The following is a 24,581-nucleotide window of genomic DNA, read 5'->3' as shown; positions in this document are numbered from 1 at the left end:
CCCGAGGGCGGGAGACGCAACCGAACGATGAAGGAGGCCTGCCATGCGGGCGATGGTGTACCACGGTCCCGGCCGGAAGGCGTGGGAGGAGGTGCCGAAGCCGCGGGTCACCGAGCCGGGGGACGCGGTGGTGCGGATCGACGCGGTCACGATCTGCGGGACGGACCTGCACATCCTCAAGGGGGACGTCCCTGCGGTGACCGACGGGCGCGTCCTCGGGCACGAGGCGGTCGGGACGGTCGAGGAGGTCGGCCCCGGCGTGCGGACGGTGAAGCCCGGCGACCAGGTCCTGGTGTCCTGCGTCACCGCGTGCGGGACCTGCCGGTTCTGCCGGGAGGGCCGCTACGGCCAGTGCCTCGGCGGCGGGGGCTGGATCCTGGGCCACAGGATCGACGGGACGCAGGCGGAGTACGTCCGGGTGCCGTTCGCCGACACCTCCGTGTACCCCGTCCCGGCGGGCGTGGCGGCCGAGGACGTGCTGATGCTGGCCGACATCCTGCCGACCGGGTACGAGGTCGGCGTCCTCAACGGCGGGGTGCGGCCGGGCGACGTCGTCGCCGTGGTCGGCGCCGGACCGATCGGCCTGGCGGCGATCGCGGGCGCCCGCCTGTTCAGCCCGAGCCGGATCGTCGCGATCGACCTGGCCGACAGCAGGCTGGAGGCGGCCGGCCGGTTCGGCGCGGACACCGCGGTGAACAACGGCCGGCAGGACCCGCTGGCGGTCGTCCACGAGCTCACCGGAGGGCTCGGCGCGGACGTGACCATCGAGGCGGTCGGCGTCCCGGAGGCGTTCGAGCTCGCCGTCGAGCTGGCCCGCCCCGGCGGCCGGATCGCCAACGTCGGCGTGCACGGCCGTCCGGCCACGCTGCACCTGGAGAAGCAGTGGATCCGCGACATCACGATCACGACGGGTCTGGTGGACACCTCGTCCACCCCCACGCTGCTGCGCCTGGTCGCCGGCGGCCAGGTCGACGCCGGACGGTTCGTCACCCACCGCTTCGAGCTGGACGAGTTCCCCAAGGCCTACGAGGTGTTCGCCGGCGCCGCCGACACCGGCGCCCTCAAGGTCGTCCTGACCCGCTGAGCGGGACGGTGGCAGCCGCGGCCCCTCGGGGCGGACGACGGACCGGTACGGGAGGGACGATCCATGCCAGCTGAGGTCATCGTGGGGATCGACGGATCCGCGCACGCCTGGCGGGCTCTGGACTGGGCGGCGGACCACGCCGTCCGGCACCGGCTCGGGCTGCGGCTGCTGCACGGCTCGCATGCGCTGTCGCCGGACGGGACGATCCCCGAACGCGCGCTCCGGCGCCTGGCCGCCGAACGCCGGGACCTGCTCGCCGAGGCCCGCGAGTACGTCCTGAAGTCCCATCCCGAACTGGAGGTCGCCACGCGCTTGGTGGCGGCCGATCCCGGGCGCGCCCTCGTGCGGGCGAGCGGCGGCGCCGCGCTGGTGAGCGTGGGGTCGCGGGGCGTGGGCGGCTTCGAGGAGCTGCTGCTGGGCTCGGTCGGCGCTTACGCGGCGGCGCACGCGCGATGCCCCGTCCTGGTGGTTCCGCGCTTCGCGCCCTACCCCGCCGATGCGCCCGCGCGGCTCGTGGTGGGAGTCGACGGCCGGTACGCCGAGAACGACCTGCTGGAGTGGGCGTTCCGGGAGGCGGCCTCGCGCGGAGCCGAACTCGTCGCCCTGCATGCCGTGGGCGTGGAGTTCGGCGCCCCGCGCCGGCGCGTAGCCGAGGACACGGAGCTGGCCGAGGCGCTGGCGGGGACGACGGCGCGTTTCCCCGACCTCCCCGTCAAGCGGGAGCTGACCGAACAGCGGGCCGCGCGGGCCCTGGTGGAGGCGTCCCGCAACGCCGCGCTGGTCGTGGTGGGTGGGCGCCGTCGGCGTGGCTTGGGCAACGTGGTGCCGGGACGGGTCGTCCACGCGGTTCTGCACCATGCGCACTGCCCCGTCGTGGTGGTGCCGCGATCCGATCCTGAGGAGTGAGGGAGCTCCGCGCACCCGGCCGGGCCTCTGGCGGGAGCGGTGACCGCGGAAAGGGCCCGGCCGGGCGGCCGGGCTCTTTCGCTGCGCGGTCTCCTCCGGTGGAGGTCCAGCAGCCGATGGCGTGCTCAGGCTCGCTCCTCCAGCGCGGGTGACGGCCCGGCGGACGCGTCGGCCCCCGCTTCGACGGCGAAACGCCTGCCCGACACCCGGCGGACGGAGATGCGGATGAACGCGTCCCGCCGGCCGGGCGCCCACGGCTGCGGCAGGAGCCGCGACAGCCGTTGCGCCTCGGCTTCGGAGGTCACCGCCCGGGCCGGGCCGACGACGGTGACCGACCAGCCCGTCCGGGCGAGGAGGTCGATCTCGTCGATCTCGAACGCGACGATGGCGCCGCGCAGCGCGGCGTCGAACTTCGATCCGGGCGCGGTCCGGATGATCAGGGCCTGGTCGCCGTCCATCGCATAGTTGACCGGCAGGATCGCCGGCAGCGCCTGGTCGGTGTAGACCACCCTGCCGACGGTGGCCGATCGCAGCCGCGCGAGGCATTCACCCCGGCTGAGCTCCGTCGCATTCGCACCATCGTCCCTCATGTATCCATATTTCACCGCGCGGTGGTGAGGCATCAGAGCCGAACGTCCCCCGGTGAACCGGGCGCAGGCGACCAGAGGTCCCCGGCCGGGCCGACCTGTGGCGCGGCGGGCGGGTCACGCTCGGCCGGTGGGGGCGGCGTGACGGGGGCGTTGCAGCCGTTTGAGGATCTCGACCAGAAGGTAGGAGGCAGCGGCGACGGCGGCGATGCGCAGCCATGCGGTCGCGCTGAGCGGGGCCGAGTCGAACACCGCGTTCATCGCCGGGACGTAGGTGTAGAGCATCTGGATCGCGACGATGGCGAGCGCGCTGACGCCGACCCAGGGGTTGCGGCGCACGCCCCGCCAGAGCACGGGGCGGTCGAGCGACAGGCAGTTGAACAGGTAGGTCAGCAGGGTCAGGGCGAAGACGTCGACCACGATGGTCCGGGCGGTCTCGGGGGAGGCGCCGTGGGCCCGCTCCCAGTGCTGGAGGGCGAAGGATCCGGTGAGCAGGATCGCCGACACGGCCAGGATGCGGACGGTCATGGCCCGGGTGAGCAGGGGCAGGGCGGGGTCGCGGGGCGGGCGCCGCATGATGTGCTCGTCGCGCGGCTCGACGGCGAAGGGCAGCCCGAGCACCAGCACCGCGGTCATGTTCAGCCACAGCACCTGCAGCGGCAGGATCGGCAGGTCGGTGCCGGCGACGATCGCGGCGACCAGGACCAGGCCGAGGCCGATGTTGGACGGCAGCGCCCACACGATGAACTTCACCAGGTTGTCGAAGACGCCGCGGCCCTCCTCGACGGCCTTCTCGATGGAGGCGAAGTCGTCGCCGGTGAGGACCATGTCGGCCGACTCCTTGGCGGCGTCGGTGCCGGTGCGGCCCATGGCGACGCCGATGTCGGCCTGTTTGAGCGCGGGGGCGTCGTTGACGCCGTCGCCGGTCATCGCGATGACGTGCCCGGCGCTCTGGTGGGCCTGGACGAGGCGCAGCTTCTGCTCGGGCGAGACGCGGGCGAAGACCGTGGTGGCCTGGATGCGTTCGGGGGAGACGTCGCCTTCGAGGTCGGCGCCGGTCATGACGTCGCCGTGCAGGCCGACGCGGGCGCCGACGGCGCGGGCGGTCGCGGCGTGGTCACCGGTGATCATCTTGACCAGGACGCCGGCGTCGTGGCAGGTCGCGACCGCCCGCGCGGCGTCGGGGCGCGGCGGGTCGAACATGGCCTGCAGCCCCAGGAAGGTGAGGCGGGGCAGCCCGTCCAGGCCGGACGCCGGCGTGCGGGCGCGGGCGAAGGCCAGCACGCGCAGGGCCTGCTCGCCGTAGGCCTCGGCGCGGGCGGTGACGGCCGTCCGGTCGAGCGGTACGGGCGCGCCGTCGGGCCCGGCGGCGTCGTCGCACAGCTCCAGGATCCGTTCGACCGGGCCCTTCACATAGACGGTGCCGTCGGCGTGCAGGGTGGCCGAGTAGCGGCGTTCGGCGGTGAACGGCAGCGCGGACGTCCGGGGCGGGACGCGGTCCAGCCCGGCCTTGGCGGCGCTGGTCAGCAGCGCGCCCTCGGTCGGATCGCCCACGACGCGCCAGGCGCCGTCCTCGTCCCGGACGAGCCGCGCGTCGTTGCAGCCCCGCCCGGCCAGCAGCGTCTCGCGCAGGGCCGGGTGCGCGGCCGGGTCGATCCGGCGGCCGTCGCGCTCGACGGTTCCGGACGGGGCGTACCCGGTGCCGGTGAGGATGTAGTCGGAGCCGCCGGCGGTGGCGGCGGTGACGGTCATCTCGTTCCGGGTGAGGGTGCCGGTCTTGTCGGTGCAGATCACGGTGGTGCTGCCCAGCGTCTCCACCGCGGGCAGGTGCCGGACGATCGCGCCCCGCCGCACCATCCGCGCCACCCCCAGCGCGAGCGTGATGGTCACGATGGCGGGCAGTCCCTCGGGGATCGCGCCGACCGCCAGGGCGACCGCGGCGGTGAGCATCTCGGCCGCGCCGCGGCCGCGCAGCACACCGATCGCGAAGGTCAGCGCCGCCAGGGCCAGGATCGCGACGGTCACCACCCGCCCGAACCGGTCGATCTTGCGGGTGAGCGGGGTCCGGACGGCGTGCGTGGCGTTCATCAGCCGGTGGATGCCGCCGAGCTCGGTGCCCGCGCCGGTGGCCACCACCACGCCGGTGCCCCTGCCGCGGGTGGCCAGGGTCCCGGAGAACGCCATGCCGGTGCGGTCGGCCGGCGCCGCCGCGGCCGGCGCCGCCGCGGGGTCCTTGGCGACCGGCGCCGACTCGCCGGTCAGCGCCGACTCGTCCACCGCCAGCTCCCGGGTGCGCAGCAGCCGCAGGTCGGCGGGCACCTTGTCGCCGGCCTCCAGTTCCACCAGGTCGCCGGCGACCAGCTCGGCGGCCGGAACCCGCCGGAGCGCGCCGTCCCGGACGACCGCCGCGGTCGTCCGCGACAGCGCGGCCAGGGCGGTCAGCGCCCGCTCGGCCCGCGCCTCCTGCGCGAACCCGACGACCGCGTTCACGATCACCACGCCCAGGATCACCAGCGCGTCCACGTGCTCGCCGAGCAGCGCGGTCACCGCCGCCGACACCAGCAGGACGTAGATCAGCGGGCTGTTGAACTGGAGCAGGAACCGCGCCACCAGGCCGCGCCCGCGCGCCGCGGGCAGCTCGTTGGGTCCCTCCCGCGCCAGCCTCGCGGCCGCCTCGTCCGCGGAGAGACCGCGCTCGGGGTCGGTCCGGAAGGCGCGGACGACCTCGTCGCCGGGCAGCCGGTAGGGCGGGACCGGCGTCCGAACGCCCGTCATGCCGGCGTGGCCCGGACGCGCGCGATCTCCATGATCGAACCTCATAGCAGTCGGTCTTCCGGGGCCGGGACGTTGCTGCGCCGCGGCGCCGCGGCCCCGCCGGGCGGCCGGGCCCGGGGCCGTCTAGAACTCCGGGAACCTCGCCTTGGGACTCTCGGCCTTGAGCTGGGCGGCGTAGGCGGCGGCCTGGGTGCGCCGGGTCATGCCCAGCTTGGCGAAGAGGTGGGAGACGTAGTTCTTGACGGTCTTCTCCGCCAGGAAGAGGCGCTCGCCGATCTGCCGGTTGGTCAGGCCTTCGCCGATGAGCTCGAAGATCTGCCGTTCCTGCCCGGTCAGCTCCTGGAGCGGGTCCTTCCTCTCCTGCCGGGCGCGCAACCGCGCCAGGAGGCGGCCGGTGCTGCGGGGGTCGAGGAGGGACTGGCCGGAGGCGACGGTGCGGACGGCGCCGACCAGGTCGGAGCCGTGGATCTGCTTGAGGACGTAGCCGGCGGCGCCGGCCATGACCGCCTGGAGCAGCGCCTCCTCGTCGTCGAAGGAGGTGAGCATGAGGCATTGCACCTCGGGCATGCGGGAGCGGATCTCCCGGCAGACGGTGACGCCGTCGCCGTCGGGCAGGCGCACGTCGAGCACGGCGACGTCCGGACGCGCCGCCGGGATGCGCGCGAGGGCGTGGTCGGCCGAACCCGCCTCGCCGACGATCTCGATGTCGTCCTCGGCCGAGAGCAGGGCGGCCACGCCGCGGCGGACGACCTCGTGATCGTCCATGAGGAACACGCGGATGGCGCGCTCGCCATCGTGGTCGGTGCTGGTCATCGCCCCATCCTTCGCCGTCCTGGTGTAACCGACGGTACCCGTGGGATCGGTGGCCACTGCACGGAACAAGTCCCGCTGGAACAAGGACCAAAGTCCCATATCTGCCATGGCGGTCATCCACCAGGGACACTGGCGGTATGGCCGAGGAATCGGGGGCCGGTGAGGCACGGACGGCGCCGATCCTCCCCCACTTGCAGCAGGATGACCTGCTGAACGAACTGCAGGCGCGGTTGGAGGCGGCGCGGGCCACCCGCGACCGGGTGCACGCGCTGCTGGAGGCCGTCGTCTCGATCGGCGGGGAGCTGGACCTGGCGTCCGTGCTCCGGCGGATCATCGAGGCCGCCACGACGCTGGTCGACGCCGGGTACGGCGCCCTCGGAGTGATCGGTGTTTTCCAGCGGATCACCCGCCGATGGGGTCGTTCCTGGGCGTGCCGGTGCGGGTACGCGACGAGGTGTTCGGCAACCTGTACCTGACCGAGAAGGCCGGCGGCGAGGACTTCGACGAAGAGGACGAGATCGTGGTCACCGCCCTCGCCACGGCCGCCGGCGTCGCGATCGAGAACGCGCGGTTGTACGAGGAGACGCGGCGGCGGGAGCGGTGGCTGGAGGCGTCGGCGGAGGTCTCCACCGCGCTGCTGTCGGGCACCGATCCGGGCGAGGTGACCGCGCTGGTCGCCGAGCGCGCCCGCCAGATCGCCGAGGCGGATCTGGCGACGGTCGCGCTGGCCGACGAGACCGGGACGGCGTTCGTCGTGGTGGCCGCCGACGGCGCCGATGCCGAACGGCTGCGCGGGATGAGCGTCCCCCTCGACCACTCGGTGGCGGGCCCGGTCTACCGCGAAGGCGTGGCGTTGCGGCTGGCGGACGGGCAGGAGGCCGCTCGCGAGGCCGGCGTGCCCACGCAGGTGGACGTCGGGCCGCTGCTGGTGGTTCCCCTCGGTGAGGGCCCCTCGGCGCGCGGGGTGATCTCGGTGGTGAACGCGCCGGGCGGCAGGCCGTTCTCGCCCGCCACGCAGCGGCTGCTGGAGCCGTTCGCGGCGCAGGCGGCCGTCGCGCTGGAACTGGCGCAGCGCCGCCGCGACACCGAACGGCTGGCACTGCTGGAGGACCGCGACCGGATCGCCAGGGACCTGCACGACACCGTCATCCAGCGGCTGTTCGCCACGGCCATGACCCTGATGAGCGCGATCAAGGTCACGCGGAAGCCGGACGTGGCGGCCCGGGTCCAGCGGGCGGTCGACGACCTCGACGACACCATCCGGCAGATCCGCTCGTCCGAACGTGGCCAGGCACGCCCACGCCACCGAGGCTCGCGTCACCGTCGACGTCGCCGACGACCTGACGCTGCGCGTCGAGGACGACGGCGCCGGCATCCCCGAGGGCGGCCGCCGCAGCGGCCTGAAGAACATGCGGGAGCGCGCGACGTCCCTGGGCGGCTCCTTCGAGACCCGCCCCCGCGACGGCGGCGGCACAGTGCTGCTCTGGTGTGTCCCCGTGCCCGACGCCGAGGCTTGATCGCGCCGTCCCCGCGGCTCGGCCGGACGCTCCACCGCTCCCGATCCCGCGGTCGGGAAGGCGGGGAGCGGCAACCGTCCCGCCAGTGACGGCTGAGGGGACCGAGGCCCTCTGGGCTCGGCCGCTGGTGGGCCAAGATCCCGCTGGTTTGCTGGCTTCCCTTCCTCAAGTTAGCCGCGGCACGAAAAAGAGGGGCGCTCACCACGGTGAGCGCCCCTCTTCCGCGTTTCCCGCACATCCGCGGCCGGTCGAGGACGTCCTGAACGGCCGCGAAGCCGCTACATCGGCTGGTTCCCGAACGCCGGGACGCTGGGGGAGAAGGTGCGCAGCCGGTCGGCGCGTCCCTGGAGAAGCGGCCGCGGCCCCTCCCGGCCGGGGAACCGGTGTCCTGATCCGGTCAGGCCCGGCTCTCCTGGCGGGACCGTCCGGTGTGCTTCGATCATCCTCGCCGCCCGGCTGCGGGGAGCCGGACGCCTTCGCGACAGGGGGATCCGTGATCGAACGCGCTCGGCGTCAGCCTGCCCTCGGCCGTCCCGGCCGCCGCGCCGCGGCGGCCGCCTCGTGACCGCCGCCGGGCAGCCCCTCGCCCTCCTGGCGGCGGCCGTCGCCGCCGCGCCGCCCAAGGCACCGGCGCCTCCTGCCCCGCCGAGCGCCGAGGCCCGGAACGTCGTCATCTGGGGTTACACGCGTCCCGACGGGACGGTGCCGCACACCCCTCCCGACGTGCTGAACGGCACCCTGGGGGCCGAGTCGGGCGACCCCGGCGGCGAGGCCGCCGGGCCGCCCAGGGTGTGCGCCTTCCTGGGCGTCGGCGCGACCGTGCGCGGGCTCGCGGCGGCGATCGAGCCGATCGTCAACAGCGGCGCCCTGGACCCCGAGGACCCCGAGACCCCGCCGGACGCGACCGACCTCAAGCTCGCCCGGGCGGAGCTGGAGCGCGCCCTCGCCCGCTACCTCGGCCTCGACCTCGGCCCGAACCCGCTGCTGGCCGGATGGCGGGCCGGGGCCCGGATCATCCTGCCGATCGAGCTCACCGTCCCGCCCGCCGCCCCCGGCCGATGGACGGTGGGACGCGCCCAGCTGCGCGCCTGGGCCCGGCAGCCGCTGCCGTGGAACGAGGCCCAGACCCACACGCTGCTGAACTGGGCGGCGCTTCCGCTCGACGCACCGACCCGCGCGGCCGCCCTGCCCGGCGACCCGGAGCGGCCCACCTGGGCCGAGGACCTGGAGAACCGCGCCAGGGACCGGCTCGCGCAGCTGACCCGTCCGAACGCCGCGCCCGCCGAACTGGCGCGGCTCGCCGGCGAACTGACCGCGGCGCTGCTCGCCAACCCCTTCGACCCGCTGTTCTACGCCGTGGAGCTGATCCGGCAGGTCCGCCGCGACCGGGCGGGCGACGAGCTGCCGCTCGTCCTCGCCGTCGCGTCCGGGCTCACCGACCACCAGGCGCGGGTGCTCGGCTGGTCGATGGCGGGCAACGCGTGGTTCCGCCGCTGCTGGGACGCCCTGGCCCGCCGGGGCGACGCCGCCGCCGACGGGGCGGGCGTCGCCACCGCCCGCGCCCGGCTCGCCGCCGCGCTCGGCCTCGCCCCGAACGGGACGGGCGCCTGGTTCGGGCCGACCGAGCGCGGCCCGTCCGTGCCGCCGGTGGACCTGGCGCTCACCCCGTCCCAGCACACGGTCGGCCGCGGCCCCAGGCCCGAGCGCTTCGCCTCGGTGTACGGGCGGGTGATCCCGGTCGGCGCGAACGACGAGCGCACCTACCCCAAGCTCGGCCGGACGTTCCGGGGGCCCGCCGCGCGCGGTCGCATGGACCCGGTCGGGTTCGCCGAGGCGCGCACCGGCTTCCTCGGTCCGGCGCCCACCCCGAAGCAGACCGAGTGCTGGGACGTCGCGCGCAAGATCACGCCGAACGAGGGCCTGCTGGACGGCACCCGGCAGGCCGACCACGGCCTGCTGTCCCTCGGCGTCCAGCAGTGGACGATCGAGTTCGACGACGAGCTCACCGTCGTCCTGCACCGCCTCCAGCACGTGGCCCCCGACCACTTCGACCTGTTCTTCGGCATCCGCGGCATCGGGCTGAAGACCTGGACGGAGGCGGACCCGGCGTCCGGCGGCGAGCCCGCCCCGGCCGACGTCGACCGGGCCAACCCTCACCTGCGGCCCCGCGCCAGACCCGACACGCCCGAGACCTGGCGCAGCATCTACGCGGCCCCGCCCGTCACCAAGTGGGGCGACGCGGGCGCCGGGCCGCCCGACGACGGCGTGGCGAGCCGCGTGAAGCTGTACCGGCTCGACTGGAGCACCGGCGGGACCGTCCAGGCGCCGCAGCCGGTGCCGGGCGGCTGGGCCGCCCGCCACGCGATGTTCGGCGGCACGCTGGACGGCTCGGTGATCACCTTCAGCCCGCTGTGGAGCGGCATCTCCCGGCTCGCGGTGACGGCGTCGGAGGACCTCTGCGTCGTCCAGCTCCAGATCGCCGCGTTCCGCATGCAGCGCCTGTACGACGGCGTCGCCGGCCTCTACCCGCTCGTCCCGGACCCGTCCGGCAAGCAGTACCCGCTGCACCGGCTCGCGTCGTCGCAGTTCATGGCCGCCGCGCTGCTGGACTCCCACGTCAACGCGCCCGGCAACGTCAGGAAGGACCTGGACACCGCCTTCAACCGCACCCAGATCGCGCAGAAGCGGGACCTGGACGGCACCTCCGCCGACGACCCGTGGCTGATGCGGATGGCGGTCAACTACCTCGGCGTGCGCCGGGTCGCGCCCGGCGAGCGCGGCAGGCGCGACGACCTGCTGCTCCAGCTGCACGACGGCTTCTTCGAGAAGCTCGACCCCGCGCCCGGCACCTTCCACGGCTGGCCCGAGTCGTGACGCCGCAGGACCTCGCCGCCGAGGCCGCCGCCGTCGCCCGCGCGCTCGGCCTGCTGCGCCGCGACGCCGCCGGACGCCTCGTCCTCGACCCCGCGTTCTTCGCCCGGCCCGGCGAGCGCGTCGCGGCCGTCCTCGCCGACCGGACGCAGCGCGACGCCGCGCTGGAGGCCCTCGACCTGCTGCTGCCGCACACCGCCGAGCTGGACGGCGCGCGCCTGCACCCGATCGTCCCGCCGACCGCGGCGGGCGGGCTGTATCTCGGGGTGACCCGCGCCGGGACCGCCCCGGACGCGCCGGTCCGCATCGACGTGACGGCCGTGGCGCAGCCCGCGCCGGGCGCGCCGCGCGTCACCGCGACCGTCCCGCTCGTCGCGGTGCGCGGCGGCGCGCTCGCCGCCGTCACCGGCGAACCCGTCCATCCGGTGGACCTCGCGGTCGCCGTGGCGCTGCCCGGCGGCGGCGAGGCCGCCGCCTCCCTCGCGGTCGCGGCCGGGACGTCCGCACGGTTCCGCGTCCGGCTGCGGCCCGGCCCCGACGCGCCGCCGCTCGAACTCGACCCGATCGCGCTGCCCGACGGGCTCGCGCGGCTCTGCGTCGCGCTCGCCGACGCGGTGCTGTCGGCGGCTGGGCAGCCCGCCCCGGTGCGGGCGCTCGCCGCGCACCTGGCCGGGCTGCTCGGCCTGGACGGCGCGCTGCCGCCGGTGCCGCTCGGCGACCTCGCGCACGACCCCGCCGCCGGACGGGGCTGGCTCGCCCGCCTCGCCGCGACGGCGCTTCCGGACGGCCGCTCCGCGCTCGCCGCCTGGTTCGGGCACGTCGCCGGGCTGCTCGGCACGTCCCTGGCCGCGCCCGCCGCCGGTCCGCCGACCGAGGCCGATCCGGTCGTGCTGCCGCTGACCTCCGCGGGCCCCGCCGTGGCGCTGCGCGCCTGGCTGCGGCCCGCGCCGGACAGCGGCACGCCGGTGCTGGTACTCGCGGTGTCGGCGGCGCTGCCGGGCGCGGGCGGTGCGGGCGGTGCGGGCGGTGCGGGCGGTGCGGGCGGTGCGGGCGGCGCGGCGGTGCGCGGCGACGCCGTCGTGCTGGCCGTGCCGCTGTCGGGTGCCGCGCCGACCGTCCTCGGCGAGCGGGCCGAACTGACCGTCGAACGGTCCGGGACCGATCCCGTCGTGCCGGTCGGGCCGTCCGGCTTCGGCGTCGGCGGCGTGCGCGCGGGACTGCGCTACAGCGCGGCGGGCCTGGTCCCGGTGCTGGAACTGGAGCGGGTCGTCACGCCCGAGCACACCCTCGCGCGGCTCGACCTGACCGACGCGCGCGGCCTCGGCGCGCAAGCCGCCGCCGAACTCGCCGACGCTCTGGACAAGGGCATCGGCGCCGCCGGACCGACCGCCGCGGCGCTGCGCACGCTGCTCGGGCTCGGCACCGTCCCCGGCGTGGACCCCGGGCTGCTCGCGACCGCGCCGACCCGCGCCCTCGCCGCCTACCACCGCGACCTGCTCGGCACGGCGGACGGCGGTCCGCGCCTGCTCGCCGCGATCGGCGCGCTGCTCGGCGCGTCGACCCCCGGCGGCGGCGCGGGCACCGGCACGTCCGCCGACCCGTGGACCCTGCCCCTGGACGCCTGGCCCGGCGCGGTCCCCGGGTTCACGCTCGCGCTCTGGAACGAGGGGACGGCGAGCGCGCCCCGGCTCCGGATCGGGCCGCGCCTGCGCGTCGCCCCGTCGCCGCACTGGACGGTCGCGGTGCAGGCGGCGCTGTTCGCCGCCGACCTCCCGCCCGCCGGCGTCCCCGCCGGGGCGGTGGTGAGCTGGCTCGGCGGCGTCCGCGCCGACGTGACGGTCGCCCCGCCCGGCTCGGCGCTGGACGAGGAACTCGGCCTCACCGTCCAGGGCGTGCACGGCACCGCGACCTGGACGCCGGGCACGCCCCTCCGAACGGACGTCCGGCTCGACGGCGTGCGGATCGTCCTCGACGGCACGCCGGTCGATCTCGGCACCCTGCGCCTGCCCGCGGACGGGAACGCCGCAGGCGGCGTGCCCGCGGATGGGGACGCCGCAGGCGGCGTGCCCGCGGATGGGGACGCCGCAGGCGGCGCGTTCGGTCTGCCGGTCACGCCCGACGTCGCAGCGGCCGTGCTGCGCGCCGCCCTCGGCCGGGCCTGCCGGTCCTGGAGCGGGCCGGGCACGGCGCTGGCGGCGTCGGTGCTCGGCTTCGGGACCACCGCCGGGCTGCCCGCCGGGGCTCCCGTCCTCGCCGCGCCCGATCCGGCCGACGCCGGGTCGCTGCTGGAGCGCCCCCTGGACGCGCTGCGCGCCTGGGCCGCCGCGCTCGTGTCGGCGGAGGCGGGCGTCACCGCCGAGGGCCTGCCCTACCTCGCCGAGCTGCGCCGCCCGCTCCAGGCGTTCCTGACCGACCGGGCCGGGCTGTACCTCGACACCGGCGCCGCCGGGCCCGCCCCCGCCGGACGCGGCGACGCCGGCGACCCGTGGACGCTGCCGCTCCAGCCGCCCGGCGCGGCCCCCGCCGAACTGCTGGTGTGGGCACTCCCGGACGGCCCGCCCGCGCCGTGGGCGGCGCCGGTCGCCGAGCGCCTCACCGCCGGGCGGCCCGCCCCGGGCGACATCACCGACGCGGCGGCGCGGCTCGCGCCGTACCTGCCCGAGGACGTCGCGCCGCTCGGCGACGGGCCCGCCGCGACCGCGGCCGTCGCGCTCCTCGCCGACGTGCTCGGCGACGGCGACGGGATCGTCCCGGTGGAGGCGGCGGATCCGGGGCCCGGCGGCGGGCCCGTCCGGACCGTCGCCGCCGCGCACCACCTGCTGCCGCGCGCGCCCGGTGCGATCGAAGCCGTGATCGGGACGGTCCGCGCCATGACCGCCGGTCTCGGCGCCGAGCCGTGGGCGCTGGTGCTGGTCGCCCCCGCCTTCGCCGGGGACGGCTGCTGGGACGGCCTCGTCGCCGCCGCCTCCCGGCCCGGCGGGATCCTCCCGCCGTCACCCGCCGTCGTGTCCGTGGACCTGCGTGGCCTGGCCGATCCGCGCACCGCCGACCTGAGCGCCGTGGGCGCCGCCGACGTCTACGTCGTCCGGCCCGCCGAGGACGACCGGTTCACCTTCGCCGACCAGGCCGCGCACCTCGACCGGGTGCTCGCCCGCGCCGCCGATGCGCGGCCCGGCCTGCGCGCCGTGCTCGTCGCGCACTCGGTCGCGGGCGTCGCCGCGCGGCAGCTCGCCGGCACCGACCCGGCGCGGCCGGCGGGGCTCGTCACGCTCGGCGCGCCGTCCGCGCCGGTCGATCTCACCGCGCTGACCGGACCGCAGGTGCGCGCCGCCGCCCGCCTGGTGCGCGGCGCGGCCCCGGACGGGCTCGGCTCGGACGACCTGGACGCCGTGCTCGACCTGCTCGCACCGCCGGACGGCGCGAGCGGTCCGCCGGTCGCCCGGTTCGCCTCCGTCCCCGCCCCGCCCGCTCTCGGCGGCGTACCCGCCGTCGCCGTCGCCGGACGGCTGGCCACCTCCTTCCCCGACCGGCTGGGCGCGCTCGTCGCGGCCGCCGCGGAACCGGCGCGGGCCGGCGCCACCCACCTCGGGCACGGCGTGCGGATCGCCCTCGGCCCGGCGGACGCCGGGCCCGGCGCGGTCACCGTCGCCACGGACCTGCGCCTCGACCTCGGTCGCGTCCCGGTCGTCGTCGGCGCGCCCGAGCCGTCCGGTCCGGCGGGGCGGCTGACCGTCCGCGCCCGGCTCGCCCGCGACGGCGGCCCGCTGCTGGACACCGAGACCGGCGGCGACCGCGAGACCGGCGCGCGCGTCGGCACCGCCGAGATCACCGTCACCGCCGCCGGAACCGCCGCCGGCACAGTCGGCGGCACCGCCGGCGCCGGCGCGGACGCCGCCGTGGACATCGTGCTGCGCGACGCGGCGCTGGACGGCCGCTGGACGCCCGCCGCCCGCCTGGACGACCCGCGCACCGCGCCGCTGCTCGCCCGGCTCCTCACCGCGCTCGCCGCCGAGACCGGTGCGGGGGAGGACCTGACCGCCTTCCTCGGCCTGCTCGCCGACCTCGGCCTCACCACCGGGTCCGGATCCGGGACCGTCCTGGCCGCCGACGCGTTCGCCGCCTTCACCACCGACCCCGCCGGGTACCTCGGCCCCCGGATCGCTGCCCTGCTGGACCGTCCGGGCGGGCTCTACGGGCTGGTCCGCGACGCGGACGCCGGACCCGGCGCGGGCCCGTGGCGGTGGCGCTCCCCGGACCTGCCCGTCGAGGTGGTGGCCGCCGCCGCTCCCTGGCGCGTCAGCGTGCGGACGCTCGGGGACGGCCTGCCCACCTCGGGCGGGGGCCGCTTCTCCGGGTCCGGCGAGATCCGGCTCGACGACCCCGGCGCGAGCGCCGGATGCGCCCTCGACCTGGGCGGCGTCCGCCTGGAACGCGGCGACGGCGGCATCCCGCTGCTCACCGCGCCCGGCCTGGAGCGGCCGGTGCCGCTCGCCCCCGGCGGTCCGGCGCTCCGGGCCGCACTCGGCCCGCTCGTGCCGCGCCTGCTCGCCGACGCCTGCCTGACCGGCCTGCTGGAGCGCGTGATCGGCGGCCCGGTCCCGGTCGGGTCGCTCGCGGCGGCGTTCGCCGATCCGGCGGCCTGGCTGCTCGACGCGCTGCTGCCCGGTGGGGACGGCGCGCCGGGGGCCGGACCGCTGAACGCGCTGCTCGCCCAGCTCGCGTCGGCCGCGGGGCTGCCCACCGGCCCCGCCGCGCCGCTCGCCCTACCGGGCGGCCTGACCGTCCGCGCCACCGCCGGCGGCGACGGCACGACGCTCCGCTTCGGCTCCGACGCCCCGGTGCCGATCGGCGGCCCGGCCGGCGTCCTGCTCGGCCTCGCCGCCTCCGCGACCGTCGCGCGCCGCCACGCCGTGCTCGGCGGCTCCCTCGACCTGACCGTGCCGCTGCCCGGCTCGTGGGGGAGCGTCCGGCTCGTCCTCGCCGCGGACGCGGGCGGGGTCCGGCTCACGGCTGCGCTGCCGGGCGCGGGTGTCACGGTCGGGCTGCTGCCCGCCGTGACCGGCGTCGCCGACCTCGTCACGGCCGCCGCCGCGCGGCTGCTGCCACGGGTGCTCGACGGGCTCACCGCCGCAGCGTCCGCGCCCGCGCCGTCCGCGCCTGCGCCGTCCGCGCCCGCGCCGTCCGCGCCCGCGCCGTCCGCGCCCGCGCCGTCCGCGCCTGCGCCGTCCGCGTCTGCGGCGTCTGCGCCTGCGGGGGCCGCGCCCGTGCCGTCCGCGCTGCTCGGCGACGCGCTCGCGGTCGCCGCCGCCCTCGGCGTCTACGACCCGGCGCAGGGGCCCGGCCACGGCTTCGCCGCCCGCGGCGACCGGCTCGCCCGGCTCGCGACCGCGCGTCCCGGCGACCCCGGCGGGATCACCGCGGCGGCGACGGACGCGGCGGTCGCGCTGCTGCGGCACCTGCTCGGCACCGCGGCGGTGAGCAGCCCCGCGTCCGGGGCGCTGCGGGTGTCGGTCCCGGTCCTCGGCGGGACCCTCGCGTTCGACGCCGCCGCCACCGGTTCGCCCGCCCTGCGGGTCGCGGTGCAGGGGCTCGCGCTGCCGCCCGCCACCGCCGACCTCGCCGTGGGCTGGACGGCCTCGGGTCCCGACGCGTCCGCCCGGCTCGCGCTCCGCCTCGACACCGGGACCGGCGTCGTGCTCGCCCCGCGCCTGGACCTGGCGACCGCCGCGGGCCGCCTGGACCTGCGGTTCCGGCCGCTCGGCGACGACCGCGCGGTGCTGCCGCTCGCGCCCGCGCCCGCCGCGCCCACCGCCGAAGACGTCCTGGCGATCGCCGCCGGCTGGGCCGTCCCGCTCGCCGCGCACCTGATGATCGCGGCCGCCGCGCCCTGGCTGGACCGCCCGCTCTGGTCCGGCGCCGGCGCCCGCACCGCCCGCGACCTGCTGCGCGCCGCCGGGATCATCGACGCCGCGAACGCGCTGCGGCCCGTCCCGGACGCGACGCGGGCGCTGCGGGACCTGCTGCTGTCCCTCGACGGTCTGGCCGTCCCGCTGCCCGGCGGCCTCACGCTGTCGCCGACCCGGCCGCCGGGACGGCTCGGCCTCGCGCTCACCGGCACCGCCGCCCTCACCACCGGCGAGCACACCGTCCACCTGCACGCCGGGCTGCCCGACGGGGCGGGCGTGCAGTGGCCGGACGGCCGGACCGGCCTGGCCGTCCTGCTGCTCGACACCGGCGGCGCGGCCCCCGTCCTCGCCCCGGGCGTGCGGTTCGGCGGCGTCGGCTTCGCCGTCCAGCGCCGCGACGGCGGCGCGCTCATCGACACCGGCGGCCTCCGGCTCGGCGCGGCCGGAGGGTTCGTCCGCGCCGACATCGCCCTGCCCACCGGAGGCGCGCCGCAGCGCTCCGCCGCCCCCGGCGCGTTCGGCGTCGCCGCCGTCCTCGACGGCGTCGGCCTGCCGCTGCTCGCTCCGCCCGGACCGCCCGGCGACCCCGTCGCGGGCGCGATCCTCGCCCCCGACGGCGGCGACCGCGCCCCCGCCAACCCGCCGCTGGACGTGGTCGTCGCGTCGGGACCGGCCGGGCCGCAGGTCGTCCTGGGCGGCAGTGACGCCGCCGACCCGCACTGGCTGCCGGTGCAGCGCACCTTCGGCCCCCTGCACCTGGACCGGCTCGGTCTCGCCCACCGCCGCCGCACCGACGCCGCGCACGCCGCCGCGCCCGACGCCGTCGCGGTGTTCTTCGACGGGGGCGTAGCGCTCGCCGGTCTGGCCGTCCACCCCGACGGGCTGAGCGTCACGATCCCCCTCGCGCACCTCGGCGAGCCCGCCGCGTGGGAGGTCGGGCTGGACGGCCTCGCCGTCGCGCTCGACCTGCCCGCCGTCCGCGTCGCGGGCGGGCTCGTCCGCACCGTGCAGGACGGGATCGCCGAGTACGACGGCGCGGTGTCGGTGGAGGTCGCCGGGCGCGGCCTCACCGCGGTCGGCGGCTTCTCCCGCGGCCCGGACGGCTCCACCTCGCTGTTCGTGTTCGCCGCGCTGCCGTACCCGCTCGGCGGACCGCCCTACCTGTTCGTCGAGGGCCTGGCGGGCGGCGTCGGCTACAACCGCGCCCTCGTCGTCCCCACGGACCCGGTCGCCGCCACGACGTTCCCGCTCGTCCAGGCGATCCAGCAGGGCGACGTCGGCCAGGTCCCCGATCCGGGGACCATGCTCGCCGCGCTCCGCAAGGCCGCCCCGGCGCGGCGCGGGAGCCACTGGGTCGCCGCCGGGGTCCGCTTCACCAGCTTCGAGCTCGTCCACACCACCGCCGTCGCCTACGCCGCCCTCGACCACGGCTTCCAGCTCGGGCTGCTCGGCGTCGCGCGGATGGTGCTGCCGATGGCAGGGCCGAGCATCGCCAACCTCGAGCTGGCCGTCAACGCCCGCTACGACTCGGCCGCCGAACTGCTGTCGCTGCGCGCGCAGCTCACCGACAACTCCTGGCTGCTGTCGCGGGACTGCCAGCTCAACGGCGGGTTCGCGTTCGTGGTCTGGTTCGGCGAGCGGCGGTTCGTGCTCACCCTCGGCGGCTACTCGCCCTGGTTCGACGCCGAGGGGTTCCCCGCCGTCCCGCGCGTCGGGATCCGCTGGGCGGTGTCGGACGAGGTGTCGGTCAAGGGCGAGGCGTACTTCGCGATCGTCCCGGCGTTCATGATGTTCGGCGCGCGGATCGAGGCCGCCTACGACACCGACGCGGTCAAGGTGTGGTTCATCGCCTGGCTGGACGTCCTCGTCGGCTGGGACCCCTTCTACTACCGCCTCGACCTCGGCATCGAGGTCGGCGCGTCCTTCCGGCTCCGGGTCTGCCTGCTCGCCTGCGTCACCGTCGCCATGAGCGTCAGCCTGAGCGCCACCCTCCAGCTCGAAGGGCCGCCGCTGCACGGGACCGCCCGCGTCGACCTGGACGTGGCGTCGGTGACCGTGCACATCGGCGACCCCGTCCCGCCACCGCCCGCCTACCTGGACTGGGCCGGGTTCGCCCACCGCTACCTGGCGGGGGCGTCCGGGCCCGCCGTCGCCGCGATCGCCGCGGGCGCGTCCGCCGACGCCGCCGGGCCGCAGCCGGACGGCACGCAGGACCGGCCCTGGCCCGTCCTGACGTCGTGCCGCGTCCGCACCGAGTCGCGCGTCCCCGCCACCCGGGCCCGCGTCGACGCCGCCGACGTCCCGCTGACCGGCGTCACCGTGGGCGGCGCGTCCCCGATCCACCCCACCCCGTGCGGCACGCGGGTGAAGCCGTACGTCCGCATCACCCACGAGGCCACCGTGACGGCCTCCGACGGCACCGCCCCGGCCTCGCTCACCGCGACGCCGCGCCAGGGCGGATTCCAGGCGGCCCTGTGGCAGCCGGTCCCCGACACCGGAGCCCATCCGCAGCAGACGGCCGGCCTGCCCGCCCTCGGCGGCCTGGACCTGGACTTCTCCGCCACCGTCGCCGGCCCGCCGGTCACCGTCCAGCAGGCGCGCGACGTGTCCGTGGCGGCCCTGCCGTTCGCCCGTCCCGGCGCGACCGCGCCGTCCGCGCCGTCCGCGCCGTCCGCGTGGGCGCCCCACGCGGTCCCGACCACGCTGGCCGGACGCGGGCGAGAGGCATCGGAACCACCCGTGCTGCTCGCCGTCGTCCATCCCGATGCGCCTCGCGTCCGGCGGCCCGGTCCGGGGGACGGACGCGTCGCGCCGGCGGCCGGCGAGGCCACGCCCCTCGCGCCCGGCGCGATCCACGTGTGGCGGGTCGCCCCGAACACCGGCGCGGGCCTGCGCGTCGAGGCGGGACGGGTCCGGATCGTCTGCCTGACCGCCGCCGGGCACCCCGTCGCCGACCGCGTCCTGGACGGCGCGGACGGCCCGCTCGCCGTCCCGCCCGGAACCGTCCGCGTCCTGGCGCACGCCGCCGACGACGGCACCGAAGCCGGATGGCATCTCGGCACGCCGGTCGTGCAGGTCCTTCCCGGCGCGGCCGTCACCGCGACCGCGACCCTGCTGACCGACGGCCCGGTTCCGATGCCGACCGCCGCGCACGGGACGGCGCTCCTCACCGTAGGCGACCTGCTGCGCCGGCGCGCCGCCCACCGGACGCTGCTCCCGGCCGGCACCACCGCCGTGCGGGTCGTCCTGGAACCCGGGTCGGACGCGCCGTCCGACCCGGCGGGCGCCGTCACCATCGACGGCCGGCCGGTGCGGGGCGCCGTCGAGCGCACCGCCACCGGGGTCCGCCTGCTGCTGGACGTGCCGCCGCGAGAACCGGACGGGCCGGTGGAGGTCGCCCTCGCGCCCCCGGCGGGCTGGCGTCCGGTCGCGGTGCACGGCGTCAGCCCCGCCTCCACGGCCGCGACCGCCTCCACGACCGGGACCGCCTCCACGGCCGGGACCGCCTCCACGGCCGGGACCGCCTCCACGGCCGGGACCGCCTCCACGGCCGGGACCGCTTCAACGGCGGGGACCGCCTCCACGGCCGGGACCGCTTCAACGGCGGGGACCGCCTCAACGGCGGGGACCGCTTACGCGGCGGGGACCGCCGCCGGACCCGCCGCGGTGCGGTGGTCCGGCGCGGGGGAGCACGAGAGGGCACGGGCATGACCGAGCAGCCGCCGGCGGGCCGCATCGACTTCCACGACGGCGTCCTGCCGGGCCTGCGGGACGACACCTACCGGATCCGGGTCACCACGACCGTCGAGCACGCCGACGCCCCCGACCTGTCGGGCGCGCAGACCCTCCAGACCTTCACCGAGGACCGCTGGATGCGGGTATCCGGCCCGCAGTACCGGCTGGACCCCGGCGAGGTGCTGTCGGTCTACCCGCCGCCCGACCGCGAGGGCGACCACGCGTCCACGCTGCCGCACGTCGTGCTGCGCCGCCGGACCCTGCCGTGGGAGCGGGCCGCCGGTCCGCTGCCCGACACCACGCCGTGGCTGGCCGTCCTCGTCCTCGGCGAGAGCGAGGCCGTCTGGGACCGCGCCGCCACCGCCCCCGACGGGCGGCCCTGCACCACCGTGACGCTCACCGCCGACGTCCTGCGGCGGGTCCTGCCGCGCCGCGCGGACGTCGCGCTGCTCTGCCACGCCCGCCACGTCGCCCCCGGCGACCGGGCCGACGACGACGGATGGGTCGCGGTCGTGACGGCGGGCCGCCTGCCCGCCGCGGACGAGACGCAGCACGCCTGCCTGGTCTCGCTCGCCGGGCAGGGCGGGCTGCTGGACACCGTCGCGACCGGCGGGGCCGTCCCGGCCTCGGCGGCGCTGACCGTGCTGCACGACTGGACGTTCCGGGTCGGCGCGGGCGGCACGTTCCAGGAGGTCGCGGCGGGCGTCGCGCGCAATGCCGCGGCGCTTGGCATCGCCGCCGACCGGCCCGTCCGGCTGGCGCACGAGCGGCGCGACGGCACGCGCGGCGTCGCCCTCTACCGGGGGCCGCTCGCCGGATGGACCGCCGCGCCCAAGCCCGCCGCCGACGACGAGACCGACGTGGCGCTGTCCGCCGCCACCGAACTCGGCCGCCTGCTCGCCGCCGCCGACCGCCCCCTCGTCCGCGCCCTGTCCGAATGGCGCCGCCGCGACCAGCTCGCCGCGCTCGGCCCGCCCGCCTTCGCGGCCCGCACGCGTCCCTTGGACGTCGCGGCGGAGACGGCCGCCCGCTTGTCCTGCGCCAGGACGGACCCCTGGCGCATACCCGAAGCGCTCCAGAAGACCGCCGCCCCGAAGATCACCCCAAAGACCGCAGAGGCCAATACCGCGGAGACCAGCGCGACGGGGCTCAGCGCCGCGGAGGCCAGCGCGACGGCGGTCAGCGCCGCGGCGGTCAGCGCCGCGGCGGTCAGCGCCGCGGAGGTCAGCGCACCGGAGGTCAGCGCGACGGAGGCCAGCACCGCGCAGATCAGCACCGCGGAGGCCAGCGCCGCGGAGGTCAGCGCGACGGAGGTCAGCGCCGCGGGGGTCAGCGCGACGGAGGTCAGCGCCGCGGGGGTCAGCACCGCGGGGGTCAGCGCGACGGGGGTCAGCGCCGTGGAGGTTGGCGCCGTGGAGGCCGGAACCGTGGCGGCCGGGGTCGCGCGGGGCGGCGTTCTGCCGGGCGACGACGCTTCCCGGGCGCTCGCGCATCCCGCCGTGCGCGGGCCCGCGGCGCTCGCGGCGGCGGAGGCGAGCGAACCGCCGCCGGAGGTCGCCGGCGCGGTCGCGCGGTTCCGGCTGCTGGTCGGCGTGCCGTTCGACCATCTGGTTCCGGACCCGGGCCTGCTGCCCGCCGAGTCGGTGCGCTTCTTCGTCGTCGAGGACGACTGGATCGACGCCCTCGTGCGCGGCGTGCTCGCCGTCGGCGGGACCGGGACGCTGGAGGCCTCGCTCGCCGCCCGGCACGCCGCCGCCCTGAGCGGGCACCGGACGGCGGCGGCCGAGGCGGCTCCGGCCGCGGGGATGCTGCTGCGCTCGTCGCTGGCGGCGCGCTGGCCCACCGCCCGGATCACCGCGTTCGCCGCGCCCGCGCCGCCGCCCGGAGGCGAGGCGTCCCAGGGCGTCCCGATCGCGCCGCTGCGCGCCGAGGCGCTGGCCCCCACGCTCCTGCTCGTGCTGTGGCCCGAGGTCCCGGCGGCGGTGTGGATCGAGGAGCCCGACCGCGAGCTCGGCCAGGGCTTCGACCGCGACGCCTCCGGACGGCCCGTCGTCCCGCCCGTCCCGGCGTCCGGCGGCGCGCCCGTGCCCGTCCCGATGCGCGACGGCCGCGCGGTGGACGCCGCCGCGCTCGCCGCCCTGCTCGCCCACCAGCCCGGACGGCCCGCGCGTACCGGCCCCGGCCCGCTCGCGGCGGCGCTGGTGCGCCGGCCCTACCGACAGGTCTTCCAATGAACGGCTCGCCGCTCTCCGCCACCGCCGCGCCCGACGCCGCGTCCTGGCTGCTCGTGCCGGTCGCGCTCGACGTCCTCGCGCTGCGCGACCCGGCCGCCGAGCCGTCCTGGGCCGAGGTCGCCATGCGCGCGCCCGACCCGCGGGGCGCGCCGGTGCAGCAACTGCTGCCGGACCCGTTCGCCGACCGCGCCGCGCCCCGCGCGCGCGGCGCGTACCTGCACTGGGCCGTGCCCGACGCGCTCACCCACGCCGAGCAGGCGCCGCCCTCCGGCGATGCGCCCGGAGGCGCGGCCGGGGAGGTGGCGTTCCCGGCGCTGCCCGACCGGTGGCTGGTCGTCCGGCTGTCGGCGGGCGCGGATTCCGGCCCGCGCGCCGTCCGGGCCTGGGTGCTGGACGCCGCCGGAAGCGCCGCCGGGCCCCCGGCCGTCACGCCGCTGACCGGCTGGACCGCGCCCGACCCCGGTCCCGCCCCGGACCGGCCGGTCACCGCGCTCGGGCACGGCGACCTCGGCTGGGCCGCCTACTACGACAACGTCGAGGGACGGCTCGGCTTCTTCGACGCCCTCGACGGCGTCCAGGGTCCGGTCGCCTACCTGGTCTGCGGCTGGTACGCCCATCCGGGGCTGGACCCGCTGACCGCCGCCGGGGCCGCCACCTGGACGGCGTTCACCGACCGCCTCGCGGCCGCGCGGTGGCGGCTGCCCGCCGGGCAGTACGACCCGCTCGCCGCCCCGCCGACCCGCCTGCTGCTGCACGGATCGGCGGTGTCGATCGCCTGGCCGGGCACCACCTGGACCGGCGACCTCGGCGGCGCGCTGTCCCGGGAGGCCGACCGCCGCCCCGACCCGGCGGCGGTCCGGCTCGCGCTCGCCGAGTCGCTGGTGGAGGCGCTCACCGCGCTCGCCGCCCGGCCCGGCGAGCCCGCCGAGGCCGTGACCGCGATCCAGGCGTTCCTCGCGCAGGCCGACGGGGAGGCCGAGCCGGACGGCTCGGGCGGGCCGCGCCTCGCCGACGCGCTGCACGCGCTCCGCTTCGGCGCCGCGCCCGATGCGCCCGCCGACGACACCATCTGGGAGGCCGCCGACGAACGCCCTTCCGCGACGCCCGCTGCCGCCCCGGCGGACGCCGCCGGACGGTTCGTCGGCGTGGGCCGCGCCCGGCCGCGCCTGTTCCGGGCGGGCGATCCGGTCCTGGTGGTGGAGGGCGGCGGCCGCTCGTTCAAGCACGGCGGCGACGGCCGCTACGACGACGGCGGGCTGCTCACCGTCCGGCTGGGCGGGACGTCCGTGCAGAGCCTCGGCCCGGCCGCCGACGGCTCCGGCGGCCCGCCCGCGAACCGGCTGGACGGCTCGGTGCTGCACGCCGGGGTGCCCGGCGTCTGCCAGGACCTGCTGGTCGAGCTCGCCGCGCTCGACCCCGGCTCCGCGCCGCCCGCCGGGCCGGGCGAGCGGCCCCCGGCGCTGGCGCGCACCGACTGGTGGACGACCTGGGACCCGTCCCGGCCGCCCGCCGCCGGGGCCGGCGCGCTGCCGTCCCCGCTCGCGCTGCCGTCCCCGCTCGCGCTGCCGTCCCCGCTCGCGCTGCCGTCCCCGCTCGCGGTGACCCCGCCGACCCGTCCGTGGAACCCGCTGCACGCCGACTGGGAGCTGAGCTACGCGCCGCTCCCCACGGCCGGCTGGCGGCTCGGCGACGTCGACCTGGAAGGCGCGCCGCCGCCCGCGCCGCCCCGCGCGTTCCGGGGACGCGCTCCGCTCGCGGCCGGTCCCGCGTCGGTCCTCGCGGGCGCCGCGCTGCGCGCCCGGCGCCGCGCCGAAGCCGCCGGCACGGCCCTCGCCGGGACCGCCGCGCCCGACGCCCTCGCCCTGGTGGACCTGCTCGGCGGCCGGCTGGACGGCCTGACCTCCCTGCTGCGCGGTGAGCAGCAGGGACACGTCGTCGGCGACGGCTCCCGCCCGCTCCCGGCCGACCCGCCGCTGCTGCGCGCGGGCCACGCCACCCTGACCCGCGTCCGGCTCGTGGACTCCTACGGGCAGGTCGTCGAGCTCGGGACCGCGGCCTCCGGCGGCGGCCCGCCCGCCGCGCCGTCCCCGCCGCGCGTCGCCGTGCCGCCGGCGTCGCGGGGCGCCGTGCCGCCGGCGTCGCGGGGCGCCGTG

The 24,581-nt window shown here is 78.0% G+C and carries 12 protein-coding genes; 7 read left to right on the top strand and 5 right to left on the bottom strand.

The features are described 5' to 3' along the window. Positions 1-43: 43 nt before the first annotated feature. A complete protein-coding gene (locus ACFPCY_RS41815) occupies positions 44-1,084 on the top strand; it encodes a zinc-dependent alcohol dehydrogenase family protein (protein WP_378265238.1) in 1,041 nt (346 codons plus the stop codon). 63 nt (positions 1,085-1,147) lie between these two features. Beyond that, complete coding sequence (locus tag ACFPCY_RS41810; protein WP_378265236.1) at positions 1,148-1,990, top strand: universal stress protein; 843 nt, start codon at positions 1,148-1,150, stop codon at positions 1,988-1,990. A 125-nt stretch (positions 1,991-2,115) separates the two neighbouring features. On the opposite strand, the gene ACFPCY_RS41805 is transcribed toward ACFPCY_RS41810, so the two are convergent. The 3 genes from ACFPCY_RS41805 to ACFPCY_RS41795 all read right to left on the bottom strand — a co-directional run bounded on the left by ACFPCY_RS41805 (position 2,116) and on the right by ACFPCY_RS41795 (position 6,165). Beyond that, positions 2,116-2,580, bottom strand: a complete 465-nt coding sequence (locus tag ACFPCY_RS41805) for a pyridoxamine 5'-phosphate oxidase family protein (protein WP_378265234.1) — start codon at positions 2,578-2,580, stop codon at positions 2,116-2,118. A gap of 114 nt (positions 2,581-2,694) precedes the next feature. After that, positions 2,695-5,352 (bottom strand): cation-translocating P-type ATPase, encoded by a 2,658-nt coding sequence (locus tag ACFPCY_RS41800; protein WP_378265232.1) that lies wholly within the window; start codon positions 5,350-5,352, stop codon positions 2,695-2,697. 123 nt (positions 5,353-5,475) lie between these two features. After that, complete coding sequence (locus tag ACFPCY_RS41795) at positions 5,476-6,165, bottom strand: response regulator transcription factor (protein ID WP_378265230.1); 690 nt, start codon at positions 6,163-6,165, stop codon at positions 5,476-5,478. 191 nt (positions 6,166-6,356) lie between these two features. On the opposite strand from ACFPCY_RS41795, the gene ACFPCY_RS43160 reads away from it, so the two are divergent. Together ACFPCY_RS43160 and ACFPCY_RS41790 are read left to right on the top strand one after the other, a co-directional pair. Then, positions 6,357-6,641, top strand: coding sequence for a hypothetical protein (locus ACFPCY_RS43160; RefSeq protein WP_465251257.1), 285 nt, complete (start codon positions 6,357-6,359; stop codon positions 6,639-6,641). Then, complete coding sequence (locus ACFPCY_RS41790) at positions 6,578-7,771, top strand: GAF domain-containing protein (RefSeq protein WP_465251256.1); 1,194 nt, start codon at positions 6,578-6,580, stop codon at positions 7,769-7,771. Before ACFPCY_RS43160 ends, ACFPCY_RS41790 begins: the two co-directional genes overlap by 64 nt. A gap of 189 nt (positions 7,772-7,960) precedes the next feature. On the opposite strand, the gene ACFPCY_RS41785 is transcribed toward ACFPCY_RS41790, so the two are convergent. Further along, on the bottom strand, positions 7,961-8,125 hold the full coding sequence (locus ACFPCY_RS41785) for a hypothetical protein (protein ID WP_378265228.1): 165 nt from the start codon (positions 8,123-8,125) through the stop codon (positions 7,961-7,963). A gap of 118 nt (positions 8,126-8,243) precedes the next feature. On the opposite strand from ACFPCY_RS41785, the gene ACFPCY_RS41780 reads away from it, so the two are divergent. Together ACFPCY_RS41780 and ACFPCY_RS41775 are read left to right on the top strand one after the other, a co-directional pair. After that, positions 8,244-10,556, top strand: coding sequence for a hypothetical protein (locus ACFPCY_RS41780; protein WP_378265226.1), 2,313 nt, complete (start codon positions 8,244-8,246; stop codon positions 10,554-10,556). Next, entirely contained in the window at positions 10,553-20,170 is a 9,618-nt protein-coding gene (locus ACFPCY_RS41775; RefSeq protein ID WP_378265224.1) for a DUF6603 domain-containing protein, read from the top strand. Before ACFPCY_RS41780 ends, ACFPCY_RS41775 begins: the two co-directional genes overlap by 4 nt. On the opposite strand, the gene ACFPCY_RS41770 is transcribed toward ACFPCY_RS41775, so the two are convergent. Continuing rightward, complete coding sequence (locus tag ACFPCY_RS41770) at positions 20,092-21,687, bottom strand: pentapeptide repeat-containing protein (protein WP_378265375.1); 1,596 nt, start codon at positions 21,685-21,687, stop codon at positions 20,092-20,094. The genes ACFPCY_RS41775 and ACFPCY_RS41770 overlap by 79 nt on opposite strands. A 737-nt stretch (positions 21,688-22,424) precedes the next feature. On the opposite strand from ACFPCY_RS41770, the gene ACFPCY_RS41765 reads away from it, so the two are divergent. After that, on the top strand, positions 22,425-24,581 hold a 2,157-nt coding region (locus tag ACFPCY_RS41765; protein WP_378265222.1), incomplete at its 3' end, for a hypothetical protein.

It is taken from the genome of Actinomadura gamaensis (assembly GCF_042652125.1).
Lineage (GTDB): Bacteria > Actinomycetota > Actinomycetes > Streptosporangiales > Streptosporangiaceae > Spirillospora > Spirillospora gamaensis.
This window is presented reverse-complemented; position numbering and strand designations above follow the sequence as displayed.

Bases quoted from the DNA above. Each gene is read 5' to 3' on its own strand.
- ACFPCY_RS41815 (WP_378265238.1), top strand. From the start codon at position 44: ATGCGGGCGATGGTGTACCACGGTCCCGGCCGGAAGGCGTGGGAGGAG.
- ACFPCY_RS41810 (WP_378265236.1), top strand. From the start codon at position 1,148: ATGCCAGCTGAGGTCATCGTGGGGATCGACGGATCCGCGCACGCCTGG.
- ACFPCY_RS41805 (WP_378265234.1), bottom strand. From the start codon at position 2,580: ATGAGGGACGATGGTGCGAATGCGACGGAGCTCAGCCGGGGTGAATGC.
- ACFPCY_RS41800 (WP_378265232.1), bottom strand. From the start codon at position 5,352: ATGACGGGCGTTCGGACGCCGGTCCCGCCCTACCGGCTGCCCGGCGAC.
- ACFPCY_RS41795 (WP_378265230.1), bottom strand. From the start codon at position 6,165: ATGACCAGCACCGACCACGATGGCGAGCGCGCCATCCGCGTGTTCCTC.
- ACFPCY_RS41790 (WP_465251256.1), top strand. From the start codon at position 6,578: ATGGGGTCGTTCCTGGGCGTGCCGGTGCGGGTACGCGACGAGGTGTTC.
- ACFPCY_RS41785 (WP_378265228.1), bottom strand. From the start codon at position 8,125: ATGATCGAAGCACACCGGACGGTCCCGCCAGGAGAGCCGGGCCTGACC.
- ACFPCY_RS41770 (WP_378265375.1), bottom strand. From the start codon at position 21,687: ATGCGCGAGCGCCCGGGAAGCGTCGTCGCCCGGCAGAACGCCGCCCCG.